The 15,947-nt window shown below is 68.4% G+C and carries 16 protein-coding genes; 10 read left to right on the top strand and 6 right to left on the bottom strand.

Annotation, left to right across the window (positions count from 1 at the left end):
• Window positions 1–103 precede the first annotated feature (103 nt).
• The 7 genes from flhD (at window position 104) to AC5IG3_RS13245 (ending at window position 4,893) form a co-directional block, all read left to right on the top strand.
• Window positions 104–427, top strand: a complete 324-nt coding sequence (gene flhD, locus AC5IG3_RS13275; RefSeq protein WP_491906426.1) for a flagellar transcriptional regulator FlhD — start codon at window positions 104–106, stop codon at window positions 425–427.
• Window positions 428–625: 198 nt separating this feature from the next.
• Entirely contained in the window at window positions 626–1,540 is a 915-nt protein-coding gene (locus AC5IG3_RS13270) for a class I SAM-dependent methyltransferase (protein ID WP_491906751.1), read from the top strand.
• Complete coding sequence (gene motA, locus AC5IG3_RS13265) at window positions 1,531–2,388, top strand: flagellar motor stator protein MotA (RefSeq protein WP_491906750.1); 858 nt, start codon at window positions 1,531–1,533, stop codon at window positions 2,386–2,388. Before AC5IG3_RS13270 ends, motA begins: the two co-directional genes overlap by 10 nt.
• A gap of 112 nt (window positions 2,389–2,500) precedes the next feature.
• Window positions 2,501–3,502: a flagellar motor protein MotB gene (motB, locus tag AC5IG3_RS13260; RefSeq protein ID WP_491906749.1), complete on the top strand. Its 1,002-nt coding sequence runs from the start codon at window positions 2,501–2,503 to the stop codon at window positions 3,500–3,502.
• 65 nt (window positions 3,503–3,567) lie between these two features.
• Window positions 3,568–3,966 (top strand): chemotaxis response regulator CheY, encoded by a 399-nt coding sequence (gene cheY / locus AC5IG3_RS13255; RefSeq protein ID WP_491906796.1) that lies wholly within the window; start codon window positions 3,568–3,570, stop codon window positions 3,964–3,966.
• Between the two features lie 14 nt (window positions 3,967–3,980).
• Complete coding sequence (locus tag AC5IG3_RS13250; RefSeq protein WP_491906748.1) at window positions 3,981–4,616, top strand: protein phosphatase CheZ; 636 nt, start codon at window positions 3,981–3,983, stop codon at window positions 4,614–4,616.
• A 22-nt stretch (window positions 4,617–4,638) separates the two neighbouring features.
• Window positions 4,639–4,893 carry an acyl-CoA-binding protein gene (locus AC5IG3_RS13245; protein ID WP_491906747.1) on the top strand — a complete coding sequence of 85 codons (255 nt, stop codon included), beginning with the start codon at window positions 4,639–4,641 and terminating at the stop codon, window positions 4,891–4,893.
• A gap of 34 nt (window positions 4,894–4,927) precedes the next feature.
• Here the strand turns inward: AC5IG3_RS13245 and AC5IG3_RS13240 are convergent, their stop codons facing one another.
• Window positions 4,928–6,004, bottom strand: coding sequence for an aminopeptidase (locus AC5IG3_RS13240; protein WP_491906746.1), 1,077 nt, complete (start codon window positions 6,002–6,004; stop codon window positions 4,928–4,930).
• Window positions 6,004–8,118 carry a molybdopterin-containing oxidoreductase family protein gene (locus AC5IG3_RS13235; RefSeq protein ID WP_491906745.1) on the bottom strand — a complete coding sequence of 705 codons (2,115 nt, stop codon included), beginning with the start codon at window positions 8,116–8,118 and terminating at the stop codon, window positions 6,004–6,006. Before AC5IG3_RS13235 ends, AC5IG3_RS13240 begins: the two co-directional genes overlap by 1 nt.
• A 63-nt stretch (window positions 8,119–8,181) precedes the next feature.
• Here AC5IG3_RS13235 and AC5IG3_RS13230 point away from each other — a divergent pair, with 63 nt between their 5' ends.
• From AC5IG3_RS13230 to AC5IG3_RS13220, 3 genes are all read left to right on the top strand, one after another.
• Window positions 8,182–9,375, top strand: a complete 1,194-nt coding sequence (locus AC5IG3_RS13230) for a M20 aminoacylase family protein (protein WP_491906744.1) — start codon at window positions 8,182–8,184, stop codon at window positions 9,373–9,375.
• Window positions 9,376–9,506: 131 nt separating this feature from the next.
• The gene (locus AC5IG3_RS13225) at window positions 9,507–10,085 is read left to right on the top strand and encodes an isochorismatase family protein (protein WP_491906743.1); all 579 of its coding nucleotides are present in this window, start codon (window positions 9,507–9,509) and stop codon (window positions 10,083–10,085) included.
• A 14-nt stretch (window positions 10,086–10,099) separates the two neighbouring features.
• Window positions 10,100–11,068: a GlxA family transcriptional regulator gene (locus AC5IG3_RS13220; RefSeq protein WP_491906742.1), complete on the top strand. Its 969-nt coding sequence runs from the start codon at window positions 10,100–10,102 to the stop codon at window positions 11,066–11,068.
• 19 nt (window positions 11,069–11,087) lie between these two features.
• Here the strand turns inward: AC5IG3_RS13220 and AC5IG3_RS13215 are convergent, their stop codons facing one another.
• From AC5IG3_RS13215 to AC5IG3_RS13200, 4 genes are all read right to left on the bottom strand, one after another.
• A complete protein-coding gene (locus AC5IG3_RS13215) occupies window positions 11,088–13,022 on the bottom strand; it encodes a lipoprotein N-acyltransferase Lnb domain-containing protein (RefSeq protein ID WP_491906741.1) in 1,935 nt (644 codons plus the stop codon).
• A gap of 113 nt (window positions 13,023–13,135) precedes the next feature.
• Window positions 13,136–13,609 carry a DUF3015 family protein gene (locus tag AC5IG3_RS13210; protein ID WP_491906740.1) on the bottom strand — a complete coding sequence of 158 codons (474 nt, stop codon included), beginning with the start codon at window positions 13,607–13,609 and terminating at the stop codon, window positions 13,136–13,138.
• A gap of 119 nt (window positions 13,610–13,728) precedes the next feature.
• Window positions 13,729–14,691 (bottom strand): ornithine carbamoyltransferase, encoded by a 963-nt coding sequence (gene argF / locus AC5IG3_RS13205; RefSeq protein WP_491906739.1) that lies wholly within the window; start codon window positions 14,689–14,691, stop codon window positions 13,729–13,731.
• Window positions 14,688–15,908 carry an aspartate aminotransferase family protein gene (locus tag AC5IG3_RS13200; protein WP_491906738.1) on the bottom strand — a complete coding sequence of 407 codons (1,221 nt, stop codon included), beginning with the start codon at window positions 15,906–15,908 and terminating at the stop codon, window positions 14,688–14,690. The genes argF and AC5IG3_RS13200 overlap by 4 nt, the downstream gene beginning before the upstream one ends.
• Between the last annotated feature and the right edge of the window lie 39 nt (window positions 15,909–15,947).

The raw sequence follows: 15,947 nt of genomic DNA, 5'->3' as shown, positions 1-15,947 counted from the left end.
GCTGATGTTCGGGTCCAGTTCGAATCTTCACAATTCAAACCACGCTGACACATCAGCCCCACACATCGCAACACCTTCACCGCCACACCCTAGGAGCCGCATCATGAACACCGAACAAATCCTCGCCGAAATCCGCGAAACGAATTTGTCCTACCTGATGCTGGCCCAGAGCCTCATTCGCGCCGATCGCGAACAGGCCCTCTTCCGCCTCGGCGTCTCCGAAGAAACCGCCGCCATCCTCGAAGTGCTCTCGCCCTCGCAGATGATGAAAATCGCCGCCAGCAACACCCTGCTGTGCCGCATGCGCTTCGACGAAGACCTCGTCTGGAGCCTGCTGACCAACCACGGCAAGAGCGCCGCCAACGAAGGCGTCTCCCGCCTCCACGCCAGCATCCTCATCGCCGGCCGCCATCGCGAAGCCGCTTGAGCTGCCTGGCGAACTGAACAACGGCACGACGCCTATCGATTTTCTGTGGTGAGTCTCCTCCTGGCGTCTGCGTGACGCCTTGCACCGGGCCTGCGCGTGAGCGTCAGGCCCGTTTTTTTGATCTTTCGAAACTGACACGGAAGAGCACCCTTTCACTGCCCACCGCACCCACGCCATCGGGGCGATAAACGAGGCTCCATGAGCCTCTCTGCATCGCACATCCCCCTTTCGCTCCGAGCCGCCGCACAGCGGCTGCGCTGGCCTTGGCCGGCGGCCTTGTTGTGGGCGGCGTGCTGGGGCGTGTTTCGGCTGGGACAGCAGAGCGGCCTGGGCGCATCAGGCGCGTTCTTGCTGGCGCTCGGGCTGGGCGCGGCCGGTGCGCTGGCAGCGGCACGGTGGAGGGCGAGTGTCTCGCGGCGTCTGATGCTGGTGGGCGGGTTTCCAGCCTTGCTGCTGGCCTCAGGCTCGGCGGCGGGCTTGCCGGCCTGGATCTGGCTGCTGCCGGTGGCGTTGCTGCTGTCGGCCTATCCGATGCGGGCGTGGCGGGACGCGCCGGTGTTTCCGACACCGCCGGACGCGCTGCAGGGGCTGGAGACACACATCGCGCTGCCGGCGGGCGCAAGAATTCTGGACGCCGGCTGCGGCCTGGGTCACGGCTTGCGCGCGCTGCGGGCGGTGTACCCGCAGGCGCAGTTGCAGGGCATCGAGTGGAGCTGGCCGCTGCGGCTGTGGACGGCGCTGCGCTGCCCGTGGGCGCGCGTCACGCGGGGCGACATGTGGGCGCAGCCTTGGCTGGGGCTGGATCTGGTCTATCTGTTCCAGCGCCCGGAGAGCATGGCCCGCGCCTGGACCAAGGCACGGCAGGAGTTGCCGGGTGGCGCCTGGCTGGTGAGCCTGGAGTTTCCGGTGCCGGACACCGAGGCCACGGCCGTGCTGCAACGCACGGGGGCGCGGACCGTCTGGATCTACCGGCTGCCGTTGCACGGCGCGCAGGCTCAAGTCGGCAAGGTCGCGTCCGATATGCAAAACAAGAAGCACGATCCGTTCGCCGCCCCGACGCCCGAGGCGCAGCGCCGACACCCGTTCAAAAAGAGAGTTTCGACATGTTTGTGATCATCGGATGGACCGTCGCCATGGTCTGCATCTTTGGCGTCTACATCATCCACGGCGGCAACATTCAGGTGGTGTTGAAAGCCCTGCCCTGGGAAATGATCACCATCTTCGGCGGTGCGCTGGGTGCCATGGTGGCCAACAACCAGATGAAGGTGCTCAAGGCCACCGGCAAGGGCCTGGCCGCCTGTTTCAAGGGCAGCAAGTACTCCAAGGCCCGCGCGATGGAACTGCTGGCACTGATCTACGAGATCCTGCAGAAGACGCGCAAGGAAGGCCTGATGTCGATCGAGAAAGACATCGAGGATCCGCACAGCTCACCGCTGTTCCAGAAGTTTCCTGTGGTCGGCTCCGACCACCACGTGACCGACTTCATCACCGACTACCTGCGCATGATGGTCTCGGGCAACCTCAACGCGCACGAGATCGAATCGCTGATGGACACCGAGCTGGAAACCCACCACCACGAGGCGCACAGCGCGGCCGCAGCCATTGCCCGGCTGGCGGGTGCCCTGCCGGCGTTCGGCATCGTGGCGGCCGTGCTGGGCGTGGTCAACACCATGGGCTCGGTGGGCCAGGCCCCGGCGGTGCTGGGCGGCATGATCGCCTCGGCCCTGGTGGGCACCTTCCTGGGCATCTTGCTGGCCTACGGTTTTGCCGAGCCGCTGGCGGGCCTGCTGGAGCAGAAGATCGACGAGGACGGCAAGGAGTTGCAGTGCATCAAGACCACGCTGCTGGCGTCGATGCAGGGCTACGCGCCGCAGGTGGCGATCGAGTTCGGCCGCAAGGTGCTCTATTCGACCGAGCGCCCGAGCTTCGCCGAACTCGAAGCCCATGTGAAAAAGAAGTAAGCCATGAGCGATCTTCCTGAACGCGCAGCGGGCCGGCGCCGGGCCGCCCCAAGCCGGCCCGCCCGCCCCCTCGGGGGGCCGGCAACGTACCCGTTGACGGGGGGCAAACATCATGGCTGGTGACGCCAAGAAACTGCAACCGATCATCGTCAAGAAGATCAAGAAGGGCGGCCACGCCGCGCACGGCGGCGCGTGGAAGATTGCCTACGCCGACTTCGTGACCGCCATGATGGCCTTCTTCCTGCTGATGTGGCTGCTGGGCTCGACCAGCGAGGGCGACAAGAAAGGCATCGCCGACTACTTCCAGAACCCGCTGAAGGTGGCGATGAGCGGCGGCACCGGCTCGGGCGACGCGACTTCGATCATCAAGGGCGGCGGCACCGACCTGAGCCGCCAGGGCGGACAGGTCAAGAACGGCGATGTCACCAGCGAGCGCAGCAGCGCGCTGAAGACCCTCAGGACCGAGCAGGCCAAGGCCGAGCGCGCCCGGCTGGAAACGCTGGGCGAGAAGGTCGAGGACGTGCTGGCCACCTCGCCCAAGCTGGCCGAATTCAAGAACCAGATCCGCCTGGACATGACGCGCGAGGGCCTGCGCATCCAGATCGTCGACGAGCAGAACCGGCCGATGTTCGACAGCGGCGCCGCCGAGGTGAAGCCGTACATGCGCGAGATCCTGCGCGCCATCGGCTCGGTGCTGACCGAGGTGCCCAACAAGCTCACGCTCGAAGGGCACACCGACGCCAAACCGATGGGCGCAGGTGCCGGCGGCTACAGCAACTGGGAGCTGTCGAGCGACCGTGCCAACGCCTCGCGGCGCGAACTGCTGGCTGGCGGCCTGAGCGACGCACGCGTTCTGCGCGTGCAGGGGCTGTCGGCGAGCATTCCGTTCGACAGCAAGGACCCGTTCAACCCGATCAACCGGCGCATCAGCATCATCGTGATGACACGCGATGCCGAGGACCGCTTCTTCCAGTCGGGCGACGCGCCGATCGAGCCGGAATCGGCCGACAAGCCCGAAGGCGCCGCCTCGGCCGTCGAGACCATTCCGCTGGGCAAGCCGCAGATCGTTCCGCCCCGCATCAATCACTCAAGTCACCCCCCGGGCGGTCGATAGTCAGCTATCGGCCTGGGGCCACAAGCCCGCCCGCCCCTCATTCACGTCAAGGACCGCAAATGACCATGCCTCACTCCACCGATCTCAAGTTTCTGGTTGTCGACGACTTCTCGACCATGCGCCGCATCGTGCGAGGGCTGCTCAAGGAAATGGGCTGCAACAACGTCGAGGAGGCCGAAGACGGCCAGGTCGCGCTCAACATGCTGCGCAACGGCCGCTTCGACTTCGTCGTCAGCGACATCAACATGCCGGTCATGAACGGCTTCGACCTGCTCAAGGCGGTCAAGGCCGACGAGACCCTCAAGCACATTCCCGTGCTGATGGTCACCGCCGAGGCGCGCAAGGAAGACATCGTGCTGGCGGCGCAAAGCGGCGCGGCCGGCTACATCGTCAAGCCCTTCACCAAGGCGACGCTGGAAGAAAAAGTCACCAAGATCATGCAAAAGCTGGCCGCCACGGCCTGACCCGGGAGACGACCATGCAGCAACTCGCCGAATTCCACGTTCCGGTTCCCACCGAACCCGTCATGGCCTCGCCGGAGGTGTTCCAGCAGATTGGCTCCATCACGCGCCTGCTGCACGACACCCTGCAGCAGCTCGGCGTGATGCCCAAGCTGCAGGTCGCCGCCGAAGGCCTGCCCGACGCCCGCAGCCGCCTGAGCTACATCGCCACCAAGACCTCGGACGCCGCCAACCGCGTGCTCAACTCGGTCGACCACGCCAAGATCGAGCACCAGCGTATCGCCACCGACACGCGTGCGCTGGCCGCCGCGCTGGTGGCCGACCCGGTGCGCGCGGTGGCCACCGGCGCGGTGCTGAACTTCGTGCATGACGTCGAGAGCGCCACCTCCAGCATCGACCGCGACCTGACCGACATCATGATGGCGCAGGACTTCCATGACCTGACCGGCCAGGTGGTCGCCAAGGTCGTGGCGCTGGCGCATGAACTCGAGGACAGCCTCGTCAAGCTGCTGGTCCAGGTCGTGCCGCCCGAGCAGCGCGAGAAAGTCGACTCCAGCGTGCTCAACGGCCCGGTGGTCAACCCCGAAGGCCGCACCGACGTGGTCCAGGACCAGAGCGAAGTCGACGACTTGCTGGCAAGCTTGGGCTTCTGACCCACTCCAACTCAAGGCCCCCATGTCCGACCTGCAAACCGCTTTCGACGCCGCGCTCGCCCGCTCCAAGAACCTGCCCGAGCGCCCCGACAACATGACGCTGCTGCGCATCTACGCGCTCTACAAGCAGGCCAGCGCCGGCGACGCCAGCGGTGACCGCCCCGGCATGACCGATTTCGTCGGCCGCGCCAAGTGGGACGCCTGGAAGGCGCTGGCCGGCACGCCGGTCGAGGAAGCCCAGCAGAGCTACATCGAGCTGATCGAGTCGCTGGAGTGACCCTGCGTCATTCCCGCGAAGGCGGGAATGACGGCTACAGCGCCAGCGCCGCGTCCCGCTCGGCCTTCGGCAGCGCCGCCAGCCGGCGCACCTCGGCGTAGAAGCGTGGCCAGTCGCGGCCGCTGCGCGCAAACAGCCGCTCGAAGTCGCCCACCCGCGCGTTGTACGCCGCCAGCACGCCCAGCCGGGCGTTGTTGACGCCGGCAAACCAGTCGTCGTAACCCGCGTAGCCGGCCCAGGCACCCGCTTTCAGAGCCGCGTAGTCGGCCCGCAACTGCGCCAGCACGGCGGCCTTGCGCTCGCGCTTGGCGTCATCGCTCAAGCCGCTGGCGTAGACCGTCTCCAGTTCGGCGCGGCAGCGCAAGGTCAGCGCGCGGAACGCGTTGCGGCGCGCGTCGGACTGCACCGCTGCAGCCACCCAATCCGGCCGATCCTGCTGCGCCAGCCACTGCGCGCTGCCGATACGCTCAACCGCCGTTGCGAACGATTCGTTGAATGTGGTGTCGCCCTCGGCGTAGGCGATCTGGTGCGCCAGCTCATGAAAGATCAGCCGCGCCAGCTCGACCTCGGTGTAGCCGATGAAGGTGCTCAGCAGCGGGTCGGCAAACCAGCCACCCAACGCATCACGCGGCAGCTTGCCGAGGGTGGAGTAAGCCGGCACGCCGTAGACGTTGACCTCCAGGCCCTGCGCGGCGAGTGAGTCGGCCTCGGCCTGTGCGGCGGCGCGGTCGTAGTAGCCGCGATAACCCACGCAGCCCACCACCGGAAAGCACCAGGTCTTGAGCGTCAGATTCAGCTCGGGCGCGGCGACCACGTTCCAGACGGCGGCACTGCGGTGCAGGTCGGCATAGCGGCGGTAGCTGGCGTTGTCGGGCAGGTGCAGCGCGGTGACCGCGTAGTCGCGCATTTGCTGGCTGAGTTGCAGGCGCGCGCGCAGGTCGGCGGGCGTGGCGGGGTCGGCCAGCAGTTCGGGCACCGGGCGGGCGGCGGCGAGCACATCGAGATGGCCGCGCGTCGATTGCCACAGGTAGCCGACCTGCGCGCAGCCCAGCGTCGACAGCGTCATGCCGGCCAGCAGCACGGCCACCAGCCCGATCCGGCTCCAGCGCATCACGCCGGCTCGACCTGCACCAGCACGTCGTAGAAGCACGGCGCGGCGCCCATGTCGGTCAGGCGCTGGTGCGTGAGTTCATTGACGTTGGTGCCGCGCGCGCCCAGCTTGCGCCACCACACGCCCAGGCCGTTGACCACGCCCGGCCGGGCGCGGCGGCTGATGCGCGCGGCGCAGTGGTAGCTGCCGCGGTCGTTGAAGACGCGCACCAGCGCGCCGTTGGCCAGTCCGCGTGCGGCGGCATCGTCGGGGTGGATTTCCAGCAGCGGCTCGCCTTCGATGTCGCGCAGGCTCTTGACGTTGACGAAGCTGGAATTGAGGAAGTTGCGCGCCGGCGGCGAGATCATCGCCAGCGGGTAGCGCGCTGCCAGCACGGGCGCGGAGGCCACGCTTTCATACGGCGGCAAATGGTCGGGCAGCGGCAGACCGGCGCCGCTGATGCGCACGCGGCCGTCGGGTGTGGGGAAACCACCGTCGGCAAACGGCGCATCGGCCACGCCCAGCGACTGCCAGCCCTGTTGGCGCAGCGCGTCGAAGTCGATCCGGGCGTTGAAGGCCTGACGGGCAAGCTGCTCGTCGCTGTCGGCAAAACAGGCGTGGTCGAAGCCCATGCGCGCAGCCAGGCGGCGGAAGATTTCGGTGTTGGGCAGCGCCTGGCCCACGGGCGCGATGGCCGGCTCGTTGATCAGCACGTCGGTGTGGCCGTAGCTGGTGTGCACGTCCAGGTGTTCGAGCTGGGTGGTGGCCGGCAGCACGTAGTCGGCGTGGTCGGCGGTGTCGGTCAGGAAGTGCTCCAGCACCACGGTGAACAGGTCGTCGCGGCGGAAGCCCGCCGCCACCTGGGCCGAATCGGGCGCCACCGCGACCGGGTTGCTGTTGTAGACGATCAACGCCTCGATCTGCGGGCCGAACTCGGCCGAGGCCGGACGCAGCAGGTCATCGCCGATGGTGCTCATGTTGATGACGCGCGGGCAGCGGCCGGCGAGCAGGTCGACGCGCTCCAGCGCCGCATCGTTGCGCACGCGGGCGTACCAGCCGGAACTCGACAGCAGCAGCCCCCCCGCCGCATGGCGCCACGCGCCCGTCAGGCACGGCAGCAGCGCCACCAGCCGCACCGCGTTGCCGCCGCCGTGGGCGCGCTGCATGCCGTAGTTGAGGCGAATGGCGGCCGGCTGGGTCTGGCCGTAGTCGGCGGCGAGCTGGCGGATCTGCTCGGGCCGCAGGCCGCAGACTTCAGCCGCGCGCTCGGGCGACCACTGCAGCGCGCGTTCGCGTAAAGCGTCCCAGCCGTCCGGGCCGGCCTGCACGTGGCGGGCGATGTAGTCGGCGTCGAGCCAGTCGTGGACGATCAGCTCATGCATCAGCGCCAGCGCCAGCGCGCCGTCGGTGCCGGGCAGGATCGCCAGGTGCTCGTGGCACTTGTCGGCGGTCTCAGTGCGGCGCGGGTCGATGCAGATCAGCTTGGCGCCGGCGCGCTTGGCCGCCTGCGCGTAAGTCCAGAAATGCAGGTTGGACGCGATCGAGTTGCTGCCCCAGATGATGATGAGCCTGGCGTGCGCGAACTGCTGCACCTTCATGCCGACCTTGTGGCCGTAGGTGGCGGCCAGCGCCGCCGCGCCGGCCGAGGCGCAGATGGTGCGGTCGAGCTTGGAGGCACCCAGCTGATTGAAGAAGCGCCCCGCCATCGCCTCGCCTTGCAGCAGGCCCATGGTGCCGGCGTAGCTGTAGGGCAGGATGGCCTGGGGGTCGCGCGCGGCAATGGCTTTGAGCCGCGCGGCGATGTCGCCCAGCGCCTCGTCCCAGCTCACCGGCACGAACTGGCCCGCACCCTTGGCGCCGACGCGCTTGAGTGGCGTCAGCACCCGCTCGGCGTGGTAGGTGCGCTCGGCATAGCGCGAGACCTTGGTGCACAGCGCGCCGTGCGTGGTCTCGTGGTCGGCCGCGCCCTGCACCTTGATGACGCGCCCGCCCTGCGTCGTGACCTGCATGGCGCAGGTGTCGGGGCAGTCGTGCGGGCAGGCACCGTGGGTGGTGATGAGGGGCAGAGATGCGCGATCGGAGGCGCTCCCGGAGGCGCTGTCGGAGGCAGGAGGGGGGGTGAGCGTGGCGTCCATAGCGTCATGATGGCATGGCCTCCGGCGATACCATGGCTGCCAGCTTTTGCCGGAGCCAGTCGCATGTCCCTGATCGAATCCATCGTTGCCGACGCACCCGAGATCACCGCGATCCGCCGCGACATCCACGCCCACCCCGAGCTGTGCTTCCAGGAGTTGCGCACGTCCGACGTGGTGGCGCAGACGCTGGAGGGCTGGGGCATCGAGGTCCATCGCGGCCTGGGCCGGACGGGACTGGTGGGCGTGATCCGGCGCGGCACCTCCGGGCGCGCCATCGGCCTGCGCGCCGACATGGACGCGCTGCCCATGACCGAGCACAATCGCTTCCCCCACACCAGCGTCCACCCGGGCCGCATGCACGCCTGCGGCCACGACGGCCACACCGCCATGCTGCTGGCCGCAGCCAAGGAACTGAGCCGGCGCGACGACTTCGACGGCACGGTGTATCTCGTCTTCCAGCCCGCCGAAGAAGGCGGCGGCGGCGCGCGCGAAATGATGCGCGACGGCCTGTTCGAGCGCTTTCCGATGGACGCCATCTTCGGCATGCACAACTGGCCCGGCATCCCGCAAGGCCAGTTCGCCATCTGCAGCGGCCCGACCATGGGTTCGAGCAACGAGTTCAAGATCACCCTCCGCGGCAAGGGCGGCCACGCCGCGCTGCCGCACAACGCAATCGACCCGGTGCCGATCGCCTGCCAGATGGTGCAGGCCTTCCAGACCATCATCACGCGCAACAAGCGCCCGATCGATGCGGCGGTGATCTCGGTCACCATGATCCACGCCGGCGAGGCCACCAACGTCGTGCCCGACAGCTGCGAGATCCAGGGCACGGTGCGCACCTTCACGCTCGACGTGCTCGACCTGATCGAGCAGCGCATGGGCGAGATCGCGCGGCACACCTGCGCCGCATTCGGCGCCACCTGCGACTTCGAATTCCGGCGCAACTACCCGCCCACCATCAACCACAAGGCCGAAGCCCGGTTCGTGCGCGGCGTGATGGCCGAGATGGTCGGCGAGCACCACGTACAGACCTTCGAACCCGCGATGACGGCCGAAGACTTCAGCTTCTTCCTGCAGGCCAAGCCCGGCGCGTACTTCATGATCGGCAACGGCGAAGGCGACCACCGCCACCCCGGCCACGGCCTGGGCCCGTGCACGCTGCACAACCCGAACTACGACTTCAACGACCAGCTGATCCCGCTGGGCGGCAGCTTCTGGGTGAAGCTGGCGCAGAAGTGGCTGGCACCACAGGGCTGATCGCCGCCTGACTGGGCCGCCGTCCACGCACATGTCCGTTTTGCGGCCATTCTGGTCCGATGCAGACCAGGCAAGCGGCTCCCCACCCTGCAAGATCAAGGCTCCTGACACCCCTTGCCCTGGAGCCTTCCATGTCCGACCCCCGTCACACCGCCCTGCTCATCATCGACGTCCAGCAGAGCTTTCGCGCCCGGCCGTATTGGACCGAGGCCGAGGTACCCGCCTTCCTGGACGCCACTGCGCAGCTGGTGCAGGGTGCGCAGGCGCTCGGCCTGCCGATCGTGCGCATCTTTCACACCGACGGCGCCGATGAGCCCGGCAACCCCTTCGCCCACGCCAGCGGCCTGATCCGCCCGCTCGAAGGCCTGCTGTCGTTCGAGGCTGCGGCCACCTTCGAGAAGCACCGCCACAGCGCGCTGGTCGGCACCGGGCTGGACGACTGGCTGCGCCAGCACGGCGTCACGCGCTTGATCGTCACCGGGCTGCGCACCGAGCAGTGCTGCGAAACCACCACGCGGCACGCGTCCGATGAAGGCTGGGAAGTCGACTACGTCACCGCCGCCACGCTGACCTTCGACATGACCACGCCGCAGGGCGACACGCTGAGCGCCGCGCAGATTCGCGAGCGCACCGAAACCGTGCTGGCCGGCCGCTTTGCCACCCTCTGCAGTGCCGCGCAGGCGCTGGAGCGCGCCACGCAGGCCGGCTGAGGCGAGACATTGCCATGATCGACGTGCTGTTCATCGTGCTGCCGGACACGCTGCTGCTCGATCTGGCCGGGCCGGCCGAGGCCTTCCGGCTCGCCAACCAGCAGTTGCACCGGCGCGGCCAGCCGGACCGGTTCCGGATGCGCTTTGCCGGGCCGCAGACGCAGGTGACGTCGTCGGTCGGCCTGCAGCTGGCGGCGCTGGAGCCGCTGCCGGCGAGCCTGCCCACCCCCACCTGGGTGATGCTGCTGGGCCGGCCCGGCGAGGCGGCCGACGTGGTCGCGCACCAACCCGCCTGGCTGGCCGCGCGCGACTGGCTGGCCCGAACCTTGGGGCCGGCCATGGACGGCGCCGACGCCACGCCGCACCGGCTGCTCACGGTCTGCAGTGGCGCCTTGCTGGTGGCCGACGCCGGCTTGATCGGCCGGCGTCGCGTCACCACGCACCATGAACTGCTCGACGATCTGGCGCGCCTCGCCCCTGCCGCGCAGGTGCAGGGCAACCAACTGTTCGTCGAAGACGGCCCGCTGCTGTCCAGCGCGGGCGTCACCGCCGGCATCGACCTGGCGCTGCACTGCATCGCCGGTGTCTGCGGCGACGCGCTGGTGGCCGCGGTGGCACAGGTCATGGTGGTGTTCACCCGCCGCACCGGGCAGGCGCCGCAGTGCTCCGCGCTGCTGGCGCACCGCGATCACCTGCACCCGGCGCTGCACCGCGTGCAGGACGCCGTCGGCGCCCAGCCGCAACAGGACTGGTCAGCCGAACGTCTGGCGGCGGTGGCACACGTGACGCCGCGCCACCTCAACCGGCTGTTCCAGGAATTCACCGGCCTGACGCCACGCGCTTATGTGGAGAGCGTGCGGCTCGCCTTGGCCAATCAGGCCCTGGCCCGGGGCGGCAATGACCGAGCCGCAGCCGAGTTGGCGGGCTTCAGTTCTGCACGGCAGTTGCGGGCGGTGTTGCGGCGGGCGCGGGTGGCGGCGTAACCCGCCCCGCCCACCGGCCTCACCAATACCGCTGCCAACCCGCCAGGCACTCGCGCCGCGCCGGTGCGCTGCCGCGCTGCTGCCACTCGCATTGCACGATCAGGTTGTCTTGCGGGCCCAGAGCGTGGCGCGAGTGCACGGTGTAGGCGGCTTCGTTGGGTGCGCGGCCGAGCATGTAGCGCCAGTGGGCGTCGAGCTGCAGGCGCCAGGTCGCGGTGGGATCGAACATGACGCCGGCGTGCACGCCGGTGCCGACCGCCCAACCACGGCCGGCGTGATCGGGGGCGGCGCCGGGGCTCCACCAGAGCTGGTTGTCCAGCAGCGCAAAGGCCAGCGCGCGTTGACTGCGGCCGAGTTCCCAGGCGCGGCCGGGGCCGCCGTTGATGTCCAGCACCAGCGGCGCCTGCGCATCGCCACGGCCGAATTCGCGGCTCAGGCCGAAGCGGGCTTTCCAAGAGGTGGCGCCGATCAGGCGGGCCTCGGGCGTGAGGGAGATGATGTCCACCGGCGTCAGCCGCTCCAGCCGCACGCCCTGTCCGGCGGCGCCAGACAGTTCCAGCGCGCCGAACTGGATGTGCGCGCCGCGCTGGAAACCCGCCTCCGGATCACCCAGGTCGTGATACGCCGGGCGCAGCGCCAGCCGCCATTGACTCACGCCGTTGCGCTGGCCGAGCAGCAGGTCGGCGCGGCCGGTGGCGTGGCCCTCTTGCGGCTGGATCGGCACCGGCACGGGTGGCGTGGTGACGGTGGGCAGCTGGGCGCGCTCGCCCAGTACGGCCATGCGCAGGCTTTGCACCGGGCCTTCGCCCAGGCCGTCGACGGCGCCACGGTAGGCGGCGTAACGCTCGGCCAGTTCCAGCGCACGGGCGCGCAAGGCAGGGTCAGCGGACGCGGGCAGCAGCGCGGCAGGCGGGCGCAGGCCCAGGCCGACTTCGCGCGCCTGGGCGACCGTGGCGTCGTCCAGCGCACTGGCGCGCCACGCCATGTCGGTGCTGTTGGACGGCCGGAAGCGGGCGCCGGTGACCAGCCCCGGCACGCGGTACAGGGCGCGCACGGTGTCCACGGGCAAGGCCCACCAGGTGAAGGCGTCGGTCAGGTTCAGGCCGGGGCGGGCCACGTCGAGCAGCGAGAGCAGCTGGTAGGAGCAGTTCTCGTCGAAGAAGTAGTAGTCGAAGCGGGTGAAGCCCAGCTCCCAGGTGTGGGCCAGCAGCTGGTCGATCTCGGCGTCGCTGAGCGCCAGGTCGTATTCCCAGATGTCGCGGTTTTCGAGGTGGGTGTACTCCTCGATGCGGCGGTAGTAGGGCGTGGTGGTGAAACTTCCGCCATAGAGGCCGGCCAGGCCCTTGAAGGCGTAGGCCAGGCCCTCGGACTCGCTGCCGTCGGCGGCGTAGTTGATGGTGTAGGCCAGCGTCGGGTTGACCGAGCCGGGCGCGCCCTGGTTGACGCGCAGAAAGGTGTGGCCGTACATCGACGCCGGGCTGTTGACGTAGGCGGTCGGGAAGATGAGGCTGACACTGTGCGGCTTGAGGCCGGCGCGCCACTGGTCGAAACGCTCGCAGTTCACGGCGGGCAGGCGCGGCAGGTCGATCTGCAGCGTGTGGCGCAACCAGTTCAGGCGCGCCGGGAAGCGGCACTGCGCTGGCTGGTTGGCGGCGTGAACGGGACGCGGGTCGAAGAACGCTGCCAGCGTGGCCGACAGCTCGGCCGCGGGGTCGACATTCCCATCGGGCGCGTTGAAGAAGCCAGCGTCGTCCGCCAGGCTGCGCCAGTGGCCCGTCAGCGGCTGACGCCTGTAGTGCAGCAGCGCCAGCCAGGCGTCCTGCCGCGCCAGGCCTTCGAGGCGAGCGCGAGCCTGCAGTTCCGCCAGATAGCCGGACGGCTCAGCCGACAGCGCAGCGCCGCCCCAGAGACAGCCGAGCACCAGCCACAGGCACGACCAGATGCGGACATTCATAGGCAGCGTTCTCTCGGCCAATCTCTCGGCCCAATAAAAAGGCCCAGACAAGCTGGGCCCGGTTGGCGAGGCGGCGGCACCCAAGGCGCTGCGCCCGCCCATCCTTCAAACGATCAGATCGTCTTGGCGTAGCCGGCCAGACGCGCGTCGGCCAGCAGCACGGTGCGCAGGTTCTGGGCGACGGTGTCGTTGCCGAACACGGTCGAGAACTGGCCCTTGACGGTGCTGACGAAGTAGGCGCGGTCAGCATCGGACACGCCCATCACGGCGACCAGCGCGTCCAGCGACTCGCCTTGGCCGGCAGCAGCGTCACGGGCCAGGGCCACGCGGTTGCCATCGATGAACATGGCGGTCTTCCAGTTCGAGCTGACCACGCCGTCCTGGGTGCAACCCAGCGTACCGAAGGTGATGCCGAAGGTCTGGTTGCCGAAGGTGCCGTTGGTGGTCGCAGCCAGCACTTGCGGCGCGATACCCTTCTGGCCCTGGAACACCTTGGAACCCAGACCGCAGCTGCCGACGTTGTTGGCTTGCGCGAAAGCCATCGGGGCGGCAGCAACGAAAGCGACGAGGGCGATGAGCTTTTTCATGAAGATCCTTTGCGTGGGTTTGTACGGGTTGATCAATCAGCGAAACTTTCTGAGGGTTTCCAAAATTGATCCTAGCAAAGGGATGTAATCGGTTTGAAACCGATGCATGAAACTGCGGCTCAGCCGATGCGCCCCAGCAACAGGTACTCCATCAGCGCTTTCTGCACGTGCATGCGGTTCTCGGCCTCGTCCCAGACCACGCTCTGCGGGCCGTCGATGACTTCGGCGGCGACTTCCTCGCCGCGGTGGGCGGGCAGGCAGTGCATGAACAGGGCGTCGGGCTTGGCGGCGGACATCATGGCGGCGTCGACGCACCAGTCGTTGAAGGCGGTCTTGCGGGCCTCGTTCTCGGCTTCGTAGCCCATGCTGGTCCAGACGTCGGTGGTGACCAGGTCGGCGTCGCGGCAGGCTTCGCGCGGGTCGGTGAAGACCTTGTAGCAGTCGTTCGAGCGGATGCCGGCCACGACCGGGTCGACGCCGTAGCCACTGGGCGTGCTGACGTGGACGGTGAAGCCCAGGATCTCGGCCGCCTGCAGCCAGGTGTTGGCCATGTTGTTGCCGTCACCGACCCAGGCCACCACCTTGCCCTTGAGGCAGCTGAGGTCGTAGCCACGCGCGCCCACGGTGGCACGGTGTTCCAGGTAGGTGAACAGGTCGGCCAGGATCTGGCAGGGGTGGAACTCGTTGGTCAGGCCGTTGATGACCGGCACGCGGCTGTGGGCGGCAAAGCGTTCGAGCTTGGTCTGCTCGTAGGTGCGGATCATGACGATGTCGGTCATGCGGCTGATGACGCGGGCGCTGTCCTCAATGGGCTCGCTGCGGCCCAGCTGGCTGTCGCCGGTGGTCAGGTGCACCACCGAGCCACCGAGCTGGTACATGCCGGCCTCGAAGCTGACGCGGGTGCGCGTGCTGGCCTTCTCGAAGATCATGGCCAGCGTGCGGTCGACCAGCGGGCGGTAGGTCTCGTAGTTCTTGAAGCGCGTCTTGATGATGCGGGCACGCTCGAACAGGTAGGCGTACTCCTCGGCCCGCAGGTCCTTGAACTGCAGGTAGTGCTTCATGAGGGTGTGGCCGGGCTTCATGCGGCACCGCCCTCGGCCAGGAAGGCCTTGATGAGCGGGCAGAGGATGGCGACGATCTCGGCGGCTTCAGCCTCGGTCAGGATCAGCGGCGGCACCAGGCGCACGACGCTGTCGGCGGTGACGCTCAGCAGCAGGCCGGCTTCGAGCGCGCGGGTCAGGATCACGCCGCAGGGCCGGTCCAGCTCGATGCCCAGCATCAGCCCGGCGCCGCGGATCTCGACCACGCCAGCCACCCCGGCCAGCTCGCGCGCCAGGCCGTCGCGCAGCGCGGCGCCCACGCGGGCGGCGTTCTGCATCAGGCCTTCTTCTTCCATGATGCGGAGGGTCTCGACCCCCGCGCGCATCGACAGCGGGTTACCGCCGAAGGTGGTGCCATGGTTGCCGGGCTGGAAGATGGTGGCGGCTTTCGGGCCGCACACCACCGCGCCGATCGGCACACCCGAGCCCAGGCCCTTGGCCAGCGGCATCACATCAGGCTGGATGCCGGCCCATTGGTGCGCGAACCACTTGCCGGTGCGGCCGATGCCGCACTGCACCTCGTCGAGCATCAGCAGCCAGTTCTGCTGGTCGCACAGCGCGCGCAGGCTCTTGAGGTAGTCCCAGCGCGTCGGGTTGACGCCACCTTCGCCCTGAATCGTCTCCAGGAACACCGCGACCACGTTCGGATTGGTGCGCGCCACCTCTTCCACCGCCGCCAGATCGTTCAGCGGCACGCGCACGAAACCTTCCACCAAGGGGCCGAAACCGGCCTGCACCTTGGGGTTGCCGGTGGCCGACAGCGTGGCGATCGAGCGGCCGTGGAAGGCACGCTCGTAGACGATGACTTCGGGGCGCTCGATGCCACGGTCATGGCCGAACTTGCGCGCGAGTTTCAGCGCCGCTTCGTTGGCCTCCAGCCCGGTCGAGCAGAAGAAGGCGTTGGTCAGGCCCGACAGCTCGCACAGCCTGGCCGCCAGCTCTTCCTGCTGGGGCACGTGGTAGTAGTTGGAGCAGTGGATCAGCTTGGCAATCTGGTCCTGCAGCGCGGGCACCAGTTTGGGGTGCGCGTGGCCCAGCGTGTTGACCGCGATGCCACCCAGGCCGTCGAGGTACTCGCGCCCGGCGGTGTCCCACACGCGGCAGCCTCGGCCATGCGACAAGGCGATCGGCAGGCGGCCGTAGGTCTTCATCACGTGGGGTTCGGTGACTGGCGCGGCAGTACTCATCGGCGCATTCATCGGCACATCTCCTGCTTCAGTGGCTGGGAAAACAAAGAA

Source organism: Leptothrix sp. (in: b-proteobacteria) (assembly GCF_965250675.1).
GTDB lineage: Bacteria > Pseudomonadota > Gammaproteobacteria > Burkholderiales > Burkholderiaceae_C > Sphaerotilus.
Note: the sequence above shows the minus strand (reverse complement) of the source record. Positions and strands in the feature narration are given on the sequence as shown.

Bases quoted from the DNA above. Each gene is read 5' to 3' on its own strand.
- motA (WP_491906750.1), top strand. From the start codon at position 1,531: ATGTTTGTGATCATCGGATGGACCGTCGCCATGGTCTGCATCTTTGGC.
- cheY (WP_491906796.1), top strand. From the start codon at position 3,568: ATGCCTCACTCCACCGATCTCAAGTTTCTGGTTGTCGACGACTTCTCG.
- AC5IG3_RS13235 (WP_491906745.1), bottom strand. From the start codon at position 8,118: ATGGACGCCACGCTCACCCCCCCTCCTGCCTCCGACAGCGCCTCCGGG.
- flhD (WP_491906426.1), top strand. From the start codon at position 104: ATGAACACCGAACAAATCCTCGCCGAAATCCGCGAAACGAATTTGTCC.
- AC5IG3_RS13220 (WP_491906742.1), top strand. From the start codon at position 10,100: ATGATCGACGTGCTGTTCATCGTGCTGCCGGACACGCTGCTGCTCGAT.
- motB (WP_491906749.1), top strand. From the start codon at position 2,501: ATGGCTGGTGACGCCAAGAAACTGCAACCGATCATCGTCAAGAAGATC.
- argF (WP_491906739.1), bottom strand. From the start codon at position 14,691: ATGAAGCCCGGCCACACCCTCATGAAGCACTACCTGCAGTTCAAGGAC.
- AC5IG3_RS13230 (WP_491906744.1), top strand. From the start codon at position 8,182: ATGTCCCTGATCGAATCCATCGTTGCCGACGCACCCGAGATCACCGCG.
- AC5IG3_RS13250 (WP_491906748.1), top strand. From the start codon at position 3,981: ATGCAGCAACTCGCCGAATTCCACGTTCCGGTTCCCACCGAACCCGTC.
- AC5IG3_RS13215 (WP_491906741.1), bottom strand. From the start codon at position 13,022: ATGAATGTCCGCATCTGGTCGTGCCTGTGGCTGGTGCTCGGCTGTCTC.
- AC5IG3_RS13210 (WP_491906740.1), bottom strand. From the start codon at position 13,609: ATGAAAAAGCTCATCGCCCTCGTCGCTTTCGTTGCTGCCGCCCCGATG.
- AC5IG3_RS13245 (WP_491906747.1), top strand. From the start codon at position 4,639: ATGTCCGACCTGCAAACCGCTTTCGACGCCGCGCTCGCCCGCTCCAAG.
- AC5IG3_RS13200 (WP_491906738.1), bottom strand. From the start codon at position 15,908: ATGAATGCGCCGATGAGTACTGCCGCGCCAGTCACCGAACCCCACGTG.
- AC5IG3_RS13240 (WP_491906746.1), bottom strand. From the start codon at position 6,004: ATGCGCTGGAGCCGGATCGGGCTGGTGGCCGTGCTGCTGGCCGGCATG.
- AC5IG3_RS13270 (WP_491906751.1), top strand. From the start codon at position 626: ATGAGCCTCTCTGCATCGCACATCCCCCTTTCGCTCCGAGCCGCCGCA.
- AC5IG3_RS13225 (WP_491906743.1), top strand. From the start codon at position 9,507: ATGTCCGACCCCCGTCACACCGCCCTGCTCATCATCGACGTCCAGCAG.